Source organism: Aquirufa nivalisilvae, assembly GCF_004307455.1.
Lineage (GTDB): Bacteria > Bacteroidota > Bacteroidia > Cytophagales > Spirosomataceae > Aquirufa > Aquirufa nivalisilvae.
The window spans coordinates 1,774-4,917 of sequence record NZ_SEWX01000010.1 but is presented as its reverse complement, the minus strand read 5'-3'; the positions used below and the strand labels follow the sequence as shown (position 1 = coordinate 4,917).

The following is a 3,144-nucleotide window of genomic DNA, read 5'->3' as shown; positions in this document are numbered from 1 at the left end:
AAAAAAGCCCACTAGAGACTAGCGGGCTTGATAATAATAACTTGGAGCTTACTTACTTTCCCGGGTTTGATCCCAGTATCATCAGCGGTGCGGGGCTTAACTTCTCTGTTCGAGATGGGAAGAGGTGAACACCCGTCCTATCGGCTCCATAAATCTTGCAAGGTCTTAGCCTTTTTCCATATTGTGAGATAAAATAAACAGTCGTTGCATTTTTTTTATAAAAGTAAGCTTTCGGGTAATTAGTACTACTCGACTTTGACATTACTGCCTTTACATCTGTAGCCTATCGACCGTGTCGTCTACACGGACCCTTCATGGAATACTCATCTTCAGGTCAGTTTCGCACTTAGATGCTTTCAGCGCTTATCTGGTCCCGACGTGGCTACTCAGCTATGCCCTTGGCAGAACAACTGATATACCAGCGGTCAGTCCAACTCGGTCCTCTCGTACTAAAGTCAGAACCTGTCAATATTCCTACGCCCACAACAGATAGGGACCGAACTGTCTCACGACGTTCTGAACCCAGCTCGCGTGCCACTTTAATCGGCGAACAGCCGAACCCTTGGGACCTTCTCCAGCCCCAGGATGTGACGAGCCGACATCGAGGTGCCAAACCTCCCCGTCGATGTGAGCTCTTGGGGGAGATCAGCCTGTTATCCCCAGAGTACCTTTTATCCTTTGAGCGATGGCTGTTCCATACTAAACCACCGGATCACTATATCCTACTTTCGTACCTGATCGACTTGTCGGTCTCACAGTCAAGCTCCCTTTTGCTATTGCACTCTACGCACGGTTACCAAGCGTGCTGAGGGAACCTTTGAAAGCCTCCGTTACTCTTTTGGAGGCGACCACCCCAGTCAAACTACCCACCAAGCAATGTCTCCCATCTAGGGATTAGAATTCCAGTACAAGAAGGGTGGTATTTCAACGTTGGCTCCCCGATGCCTAGCGACACCGGCTCACAGCCTCCCACCTATCCTACACATCCAGTACCAAAACTCAATGCTAAGCTATAGTAAAGGTTCATGGGGTCTTTCCGTCCCGTTGCGGGTAAACGGCATCTTCACCGTTACTACAATTTCACCGAGCTCACGGCTGAGACAGTGCCCAGATCGTTACACCATTCGTGCAGGTCGGAACTTACCCGACAAGGAATTTCGCTACCTTAGGACCGTTATAGTTACGGCCGCCGTTTACTGGGGCTTCAGTTCAATGCTTCGCCTTGCAGCTAACATCCCCCCTTAACCTTCCAGCACCGGGCAGGTGTCAGGCCTTATACGTCATCTTTCGATTTTGCAAAGCCATGTGTTTTTGTTAAACAGTCGCCTGGGCCATTTCTCTGCGGCCTCGATTACTCGAGGCTCCCTTTATCCCGAAGTTACAGGGTTAATTTGCCGAGTTCCTTAGCCGTGATTCACTCGAGCGCCTTAGAATATTCTTCTCGACCACCTGTGTCGGTTTACGGTACGGGTTACTTATTAGTTATACACGCCTAGACTTTTCTTGGAAGATCACTCGCTACACTCGTTTTGGCATTGCTGCCGCCTCTCAAAGACACTATTCCGTCAGTATCTGGTAACCCATTCTCTCCGTCATCTATTTGCCCAATAAGTAAGTACAGGAATATTAACCTGTTGTGCATTAGGTTGTCGCTCTCGCTAGACCCTTAGCCCCCGACTAACCCTCAGTTGATTAGCATAGCTGAGGAAACCTTAGTCTTTCGGCGTGAGGGTTTCTCGCCCTCATTATCGTTACTCATGCCTACATTTGCTTTTCTGATCGCTCCAGCCAAGCTTGTCGCTCAACCTTCGCCGCAATCAGAATGCTCCCCTACCAGTATATAAATATAATCCAAAGCTTCGGTACTTTACTTGATGCCCGTTTATTATCGATGCCCGCCTCGCTCGACCAGTGAGCTGTTACGCACTCTTTAAATGAATAGCTGCTTCCAAGCTAACATCCTGGCTGTCACTGCAATCAGACTTCCTTAGTTCAACTTAGTAAAGATTTTGGGACCTTAGCTGTTGGTCTGGGTTCTTTCCCTCTCGGATTGGGACCTTAGCACCCCAACCCTCACTCCCGGGTATATTTTAAGCCATTCAGAGTTCGTCAGGATTTGGTAGGATTTGACTCCCCCTAGTCCTATCGGTAGCTTTACCTGCTTAAAACTTGACCCCGAGGCTGTTCCTAAAAACATTTCGGGGAGTACGAGCTATTTCTCAGTTTGATTGGCCTTTCACCCCTACCCACAAGTCATCCAAATACTTTTCAACGTAAACTGGTTCGGTCCTCCACTCCGTTTTACCGGAGCTTCAACCTGCTCATGGGTAGATCACAAAGTTTCGCGTCTACTCCCACTGACTAAGCGCCCTATTCAGACTCGCTTTCGCTCCGGCTGCTCACATCTATGTGATTAACCTCGCCAGTGAAAGTAACTCGTAGGCTCATTATGCAAAAGGCACGCCGTCACCCCACGAAAGGGCTCCGACCGCTTGTAAGCGTATGGTTTCAGGGTCTTTTCACCCCCTTACTCAGGGTACTTTTCACCTTTCCTTCACAGTACTCGTTCACTATCGGTCTCTTGGTAGTATTTAGCCTTACCGGATGGTGCCGGCAGATTCAAAGGGGATTTCTCCAGTCCCCCCCTACTCAGGATACTCCTACAATGAAATAAACTTACCAATACAGGGCTCTCACCTTCTACGGCCCGCCTTCCCAGACAGTTCTCGTTCATTTATATCATCGATATCGAAGTCCTACAACCCCAGTCTTGCCGCAACAACACTGGTTTGGGCTAATCCGCGTTCGCTCGCCACTACTTACGGAATCACTTTTGTTTTCTCTTCCTCTGCTTACTTAGATGTTTCAGTTCAGCAGGTTTGCCTTCTATTATATAGAATACTAGATCTTCAATCTAGTGGGTTGCCCCATTCGGAAATCTTCGGATTAATGGTCTTGTGCACCTCCCCGAAGCTTATCGCAGCTTAACACGTCCTTCTTCGCCTCCAAGAGCCTAGGCATCCCCCATACGCCCTTATTTCACTTACTCTCTAATATCTTCATGCCCGAAGGCAATCGCTATCTATTTTTGCTCTTACTCTTTACTTTATTCTCACAATATGTCAAAGAACCTTGTGTAAAAAC

The 3,144-nt window shown here is 48.1% G+C and carries 2 rRNA genes; both read right to left on the bottom strand.

The window, feature by feature from the left end:
* Positions 1–39 precede the first annotated feature (39 nt).
* A 5S ribosomal RNA gene (gene rrf, locus EWU22_RS13090) occupies positions 40–151 on the bottom strand.
* 68 nt (positions 152–219) lie between these two features.
* Positions 220–3,049: ribosomal RNA gene (locus EWU22_RS13085) — 23S ribosomal RNA — on the bottom strand.
* Positions 3,050–3,144: the final 95 nt, after the last annotated feature.